The sequence below is a fragment of the Candidatus Neomarinimicrobiota bacterium genome, assembly GCA_041862535.1.
Lineage (GTDB): Bacteria > Fidelibacterota > Marinisomatia > SCGC-AAA003-L08 > TS1B11.
The window spans coordinates 1-5814 of record JBGVTM010000151.1 but is presented as its reverse complement, the minus strand read 5'-3'; the positions used below and the strand labels follow the sequence as shown (position 1 = coordinate 5814).

At 55.2% G+C, this 5814-nt stretch carries 9 protein-coding genes; 7 read left to right on the top strand and 2 right to left on the bottom strand.

All coding sequences use genetic code 11. The features are described 5' to 3' along the window. Positions 1 to 446: 446 nt before the first annotated feature. Positions 447 to 911: a hypothetical protein gene (locus ACETWG_05710; protein MFB0516085.1), complete on the bottom strand. Its 465-nt coding sequence runs from the start codon at positions 909 to 911 to the stop codon at positions 447 to 449. Further along, positions 871 to 1332 (bottom strand): helix-turn-helix domain-containing protein, encoded by a 462-nt coding sequence (locus ACETWG_05705; protein ID MFB0516084.1) that lies wholly within the window; start codon positions 1330 to 1332, stop codon positions 871 to 873. The genes ACETWG_05710 and ACETWG_05705 overlap by 41 nt, the downstream gene beginning before the upstream one ends. 216 nt (positions 1333 to 1548) lie before the next feature. Between ACETWG_05705 and ACETWG_05700 the strand changes: the two genes are divergently transcribed. The 7 genes from ACETWG_05700 to ACETWG_05670 form a co-directional block, all read left to right on the top strand. Next, positions 1549 to 1956 carry a hypothetical protein gene (locus ACETWG_05700; GenBank protein MFB0516083.1) on the top strand — a complete coding sequence of 136 codons (408 nt, stop codon included), beginning with the start codon at positions 1549 to 1551 and terminating at the stop codon, positions 1954 to 1956. A gap of 509 nt (positions 1957 to 2465) precedes the next feature. Continuing rightward, positions 2466 to 2705, top strand: a complete 240-nt coding sequence (locus ACETWG_05695) for a Mu transposase C-terminal domain-containing protein (GenBank protein MFB0516082.1) — start codon at positions 2466 to 2468, stop codon at positions 2703 to 2705. Beyond that, complete coding sequence (locus tag ACETWG_05690) at positions 2705 to 3340, top strand: hypothetical protein (protein ID MFB0516081.1); 636 nt, start codon at positions 2705 to 2707, stop codon at positions 3338 to 3340. The genes ACETWG_05695 and ACETWG_05690 overlap by 1 nt, the downstream gene beginning before the upstream one ends. Next, positions 3330 to 3569: a hypothetical protein gene (locus ACETWG_05685; protein ID MFB0516080.1), complete on the top strand. Its 240-nt coding sequence runs from the start codon at positions 3330 to 3332 to the stop codon at positions 3567 to 3569. The genes ACETWG_05690 and ACETWG_05685 overlap by 11 nt, the downstream gene beginning before the upstream one ends. Further along, positions 3562 to 3693: a hypothetical protein gene (locus ACETWG_05680; GenBank protein MFB0516079.1), complete on the top strand. Its 132-nt coding sequence runs from the start codon at positions 3562 to 3564 to the stop codon at positions 3691 to 3693. Before ACETWG_05685 ends, ACETWG_05680 begins: the two co-directional genes overlap by 8 nt. Beyond that, positions 3693 to 3908, top strand: coding sequence for a hypothetical protein (locus ACETWG_05675; GenBank protein ID MFB0516078.1), 216 nt, complete (start codon positions 3693 to 3695; stop codon positions 3906 to 3908). The genes ACETWG_05680 and ACETWG_05675 overlap by 1 nt, the downstream gene beginning before the upstream one ends. Then, positions 3901 to 5814 (top strand): Mu transposase C-terminal domain-containing protein (locus ACETWG_05670; protein ID MFB0516077.1); only part of this gene is annotated, 1914 nt, incomplete at its 3' end. The genes ACETWG_05675 and ACETWG_05670, both read left to right, overlap by 8 nt.

Sequence of the window (5814 nt, the reverse complement as noted above, 5' to 3'; positions counted from 1 at the left end):
ACCCCTCGTTTTTCCCAGTGTAAGGGGACACAATAATTGGGACGAAAAACCAGGGATCTGGCCAGAATAAATGGGATAATAAGGGATATAAAGGGATATGACGGGATAAAATCTCAAATAATGTGGCCGCGATTGGTGGCCGATATATAGTATATGGTGGATATGTTTAATGATAACAATTACAGTAGGATAGAAGGATAGATGCCGGCGGCGCAGGAGGATGGGGAGATAATAACGCAGCCCGCCGGTGTGCCCCTCCCCGACGACAAATATATACCAAGCGACCTGGGCAGGCTAATATACAATCCCTGTTCAACGCTGTTTAACTCAGGTTCAATGCGCAGCTTACGGATATCCGACGCCAGGATTACCGGTATATATTAGGAAAAGCATTGACGAGCTTGTGTTCGCCAATTGACGAACTGACACATTGACAGGCAGCTATATTACGAGGTCGCGATCAGTATGCTTAATATGATTGAGGCAATACTTATGCCCAGAAATATAGTTAGGACGGTTGCGATAGTCTGGTTCGACTTCGCTATTTTTGCTAGGGATTCCTCCACGCTTGGCACCTGCTCATCTGTTGTTGAAGGCTCCATTTTTAAAATTGGCATTATATCTTTTCCGCCTTCTGACGAGTAGATGATAGTTCCATCCGATAAGATCACTCTATCAACAACCTGTTTCGGGACCGGCTTTATATCTGATGTATCCTCTGGCCTAAATAGGATGTGTTTTTCAGTTGTTTTTATATATTCACCTAAGTGCCCTATGCCTGTAGTCGTTATTAATGTATCCTGAGCATATAGACCCGTCATTAACAACAGGATAATTAAATAACGCATCGTGCTGACTCCTTGAGAGTTCTCAAGCTTCCCGCTTTTTCGATTTCTCCTCAGCCAGTCCAACGATCTCCTTCGCCTTCCCCGTCGGATGCGGAAACTGCACCAGCACGTCCAATTCCGGTAGCAGCTCATCGCATAGCCGCGCCGCCAGCTCCTCGCCGTACTCATCCTTTATCTGCGCTCGGACCCGGTTGATGTTCGCTTCAAGTAACTTGTAGTTCGCCCGCCAGTACTCCACCAGGGCCTCCAGCTGGGCCACTTCCTCCCGGATGGGAGCATTCATATCGCCATCGCCAGTTAATAGCCATTGAACACTTATTCCTATACCGGCGAGTCGCTTCAGAAGGTCTTCCGAGAAAGGATGTTCTCCCACTTCATATGCCTGATATGATCTAAGAGGCACACCTAGAGTTTTTGCGAACTCAGCTTGAGATAATCCTCTCAATTTACGAATTTCTTTTAATCTGAACGCTGTATCATGCATAATAAACTTGCAAATACGCGGCATACCGCGTACATTCCAACCATCAAGGACGCCCGATGGACGCTCCCCTTGAAGATATTAAAACTGGCCAAGGTGATCGCTCTTCCATCGCCTTGCCCCGCCGCCCCTGGGTTACTCCTCGTCCATCAGGCGTCCAAGCCCGGGGGCGGCTACCATTTATATCCGGAAAGGTAGCCAACCTACAAGGCAGCCGCAATGACAAAGCGAAAAAATAACCCGTCGCAGCTCGGCCTCCCCATCGGCTCCGACCTCGTCGGGCTGGACCAGCGACTAGCCAAAGCCTTCAGCCTGGCGCTCAAGCACCCCCACAAATCCCGACAGCAGATCGCCGACGAACTGTCAGCCCGCCTGAACAAGCGCATCACGATCCACATGCTGGATAATTATGCCAGCACTCAGCACTCCCACCAGCCGCCCCCCGACGTAATCGCGGCCCTGTATGCCAGCACCGGCAACCCGGTGGTGATCGAGACCCTTTGCGAGTCGCTCGGCATCCTACCCATCACCGGGAAGGACATAACCTACCTGCAACTGGCTAGGGCGAAGATTGCCCGCCAGCGCCTGGACCGGGAAATCCAGGATCTGGAGGAGCGTTTACGGTGATCCCCAAAGCGATCTTTTCTCACGAGGAAGCCGAGAGAGCCTTCAAGGATTGGGGTGCGAATTGTGGACCCGGAGCGATAGCGGCAATCACGGGGATGACATTGAATCAATTGAGACCATATCTGGGGAATTTTGAACAGAAGAAATATACGAATACCCGACTTATGTATGAGATACTGAACAGGCTTGAAGTTACTTGGTTATTCATTAAAGGTTCTACTCGGTTTCCCAAAAACGGGCTAGCCAGAATTCAATGGGAGGGGTCCTGGACAGATCTGGGCAAACCTAGAAGGGCAAGATATAGGCATACCCATTGGGTCGCATCTCATCAAGACAAATACACAACATGGATATTCGATATCAATTGTATGTGTGTTGGTGGTTGGGTTTCTTATGAGGAATGGTCAACCCAGGTAGTTCCCTGGTTGCTACCAAAAATTGAACCCAATGCAAACGGAATTTGGCACGTGACACATGCTATAGAAGTAAAGCAATTGAGGAAGTGAAAAATGACTTCCAGTATCCACATCGTGTCTTCCACCCATATAAACAAGACCGCTGTCAGGATAGTCAACCGCAGAGGGGCGGTGGTGCTGTATGGGCGGTATTACTACAATGAGGAATTACTACAGATGGCGGGCGAGGCTGTGGAGATCAGTTGGCTGGATGAACCGCGCCCGCCGCAAATCGACATTTACCGCAATGGTCTATTCATCTGCGAAGCCTACCTGGATAGCGCGATCCTGTAATGACCACCCTTCCCGATCCCATCCCCGCCAAGTTCGCCGCTGTCATCGAGCACATGCAGGCCCAGGACTACGTTGCAGCCATCGCCCACCTGCGCTGGCTGGACGGCCTGGAGGGAAAGTGGAAATACGTCCATCAGTACCGTAACGCCATCAATCGCATCGAGGTAGTCTTCCTGCAGACCTTCAGCCGCCAGCCCTGGCCCAAAGACTGGCAATCAAATGTGCGCATGCAGTGGGAGAATGAGGTCGGTTATTACATCCATCGCCTGGGGGTGGGCGCTCTCGTGGACGACATGCGCCAGGCCAGGGAGCGGCGCCTGGAGCCTAAGACCCTGATCTATTTCCTGCGCTCTCATGACCAGCACGGCCAGCAGCGCTCATCGCGCTGGGAGATGCTGCTCTACGGCATGATGGACGAGGAGTGGCAGGAGGCCAAGCGCCGGGAGGCCCAGGAAGTCGCCCAGGCCGCCCGCGAAGGACGCATACCCGAAGCGGTGACGCCCGTATGGGTCACCGAGGCCCGCGCGAATCTCAAGGCGTTGAGATCCAAGTCCTATCCTACTGCTGACGATGTACGCGCCATCCACCACCTCGAGGCCCAACTCTCAAATCACGGATACTGCTATGCGGCTTGAACCACACACCAGCATCAACCTGGTGGCCGAGAACGAGCAGGACGAGGCGACGCTACAGGCGTTTATCGACCGGTGCAGCGAAGCGCGGGTGGAGTACGGCAACCACCTGTTTCGGGACCACGAACTGATTATCTATCTGCCCACCAAGCAGCACCCGGAATATAGGGCAGCACCCACCAAGCCGGAATACCTGGAAGCCATCCAGGAGGAGGAGCAGAGCAGTGATTGATTTTCTCAACTGGCCGGACCTGCCGGGCCTGCCCCGCCTGATTCATCTGATCATGCTGGCCGTGGTGGTCCTGGCCGCCCACCGTACCTACCGCGACTGGCTCACACGAAGGAGACTGCGCTGATGGCCTGGATCAAGTTCTTGCCGGTCAAGTGGGAGACGATCCGGGACTACCTGATCGAGGCGACTTTTCCGGCGATAGACCCGGTTTTCGAGAAGGATCTGGTCAGCCGCTATAGTGCCAGGGGCCTCCGGCGCGTCTATACCATCCGCACGATCAATACTCCCCTGGCTACGACCGCCATTCTATTCATCAAGGTCCCGTACGCCAATGCCTGATCCCGGTCCAAGATATTCAGATTACTTAACCGTCAAGGAGGCCGCCGTCCTGGAGCAGGTCTCCGAGCGTGTTATTCAAAAGCGAGTCGCAGATGATCAATATCAAGTTAAGGAGATCAAGGGTTCCGGCGGGAATAGCGGCACTCGCTTCCTCATCGATCCCCAGTCCCTATCTCCCCCCGGTCGCCTGCGTTACCTCCAGAAGAATTGTCCCGATCAAATCAACAATGCTGCCCTTGAAGCCCTCGATGACATGGCTGCCCAACGCCTCCTGTCCCTGCGGGAGGCGATCCTCCGTCTGCAAAGGGCCGGGAGAGGCCAGAAAGACCAAATGGCCCGTGATATATGTGATCAGTACGGTCTCTCCCGGTCCGCCCTCTATCGTCTGCGCAAAGCATACCAGGAGAAAGGCTCACCGTCGGCGCTCCTGCGCAAGCAGCGTGCGGACCTGATGGGTAGCCGCACTTTTTCCAGGGAAGCCCTGGAGATAGGTATCGCCGAGTACCTCCTGTCGCTCAACAAGCTCAACGCCTATGAAAAGCTCAAGGCCGAGGCCCTGATCCACGGCTGGCATTACGGATCCTACCGATCATTCTGCCGGATACTCAACCGCCTGGTGGACCAGGACGAGGCGCTCATGGCCTATGCCAGGGACGGCCGCCGGGGCCTGGCGAACAGGGCCATCCCGACCATCGAGCGCGACACCTCCGACCTTTTGCCCAACGAATTTTTATGCGGTGACCATCACCAGTTCGATCTATTCGTCCACGACGAGCAGCGCGGCAAGGTCTACCGGCCCTGGCTGACCGCCTGGCAGGACATGCGCACCCGCGCCATCGTGGGCTGGGTAATCTGCCAGCAGCCCAACAGCCGCTCCATCGCCCAGGCCCTGCAGTATGCCCTTGATGACGAGGACCAGGACGGCCAGCCCAAGCGGCGCCATTATGGTGTTCCGCAGAACGCCTATATCGACAATGGCAAGGATTACCGTTCCTATTACATCTCCGGCGGGCGCTGGAAATACACACGCTTCAAAGCGCCCGATTACGATCTCATGAGCCGGGCCGTCCTGGCCGAACTCAACGTGGACACCACTTTTGCACTGCCGTTTAACCCGCAGTCAAAACCCATTGAACGCTTGTTTAAAACCATTGAACACCAACTGGTCGAGCACCTCCCCGGCTTCTGCGGCCACACCTATGAGAGCCGCCCACACCACCAGCTCATGCAGCAGATCAAGAACCGCCAGCTGCTCACCCTGGAGCAGTTCCAGGTCCTGCTGCGGGAGTGGATCGAGAAGCGTTATCACGAGGCCGAGCATAGCGGAAGGGGAACTGGCGGGCGCTCGCCCAACGAAGTCTGGGACATTTGCCAGCAGCAGGGCTGGGGCCCCACCACTCTAGGCGACAGGCGGATACTTCACCTGCTGTTCATGATGTCAGCGGACCGCAAGGTGACCCGCAACGGCCTCGAGTTTATGAACCGGCGCTACCGCCACGATGATCTGGTCTTTTACGTGGGCAAGACGGTGGAGGTCCGCTGGGACCCTGATGACCTTTCGCAAATCTACGTTTTTAACGAGCGGCAGTTTATCTGCATCGCCCAGGCTTACGATTACGCATCCATGCACATGAGTAAGGAGGAGCTCGGTGATCGGATGCGGCATAAGCGCCACTTGGCCAAGGAGGTGGAGGGCCGCTATGCTCACCTCACCTTCGGCGTAATCAAGCCTGACAACACCGGCAGCCCCGGTACCTGGGGCAAGGCCCTGCGTGAGAATTACGGCCCGGCCGCCGACGAGCAGGCTCGGCAGAAGGAGCGAGAGAAAGCACGCCGCCCACAGAAGATCTCGGGCGATATCCTGCTCACCCCGCCGCCGGGCTACTTCGATGAAGATTTTGACCAG

Coding starts and splice junctions, on each gene's coding strand:
- ACETWG_05695 (MFB0516082.1), top strand. CDS start 2,466: ATGACTTCCAGTATCCACATCGTGTCTTCCACCCATATAAACAAGACC.
- ACETWG_05675 (MFB0516078.1), top strand. CDS start 3,693: ATGGCCTGGATCAAGTTCTTGCCGGTCAAGTGGGAGACGATCCGGGAC.
- ACETWG_05690 (MFB0516081.1), top strand. CDS start 2,705: ATGACCACCCTTCCCGATCCCATCCCCGCCAAGTTCGCCGCTGTCATC.
- ACETWG_05705 (MFB0516084.1), bottom strand. CDS start 1,332: ATGCATGATACAGCGTTCAGATTAAAAGAAATTCGTAAATTGAGAGGA.
- ACETWG_05700 (MFB0516083.1), top strand. CDS start 1,549: ATGACAAAGCGAAAAAATAACCCGTCGCAGCTCGGCCTCCCCATCGGC.
- ACETWG_05685 (MFB0516080.1), top strand. CDS start 3,330: ATGCGGCTTGAACCACACACCAGCATCAACCTGGTGGCCGAGAACGAG.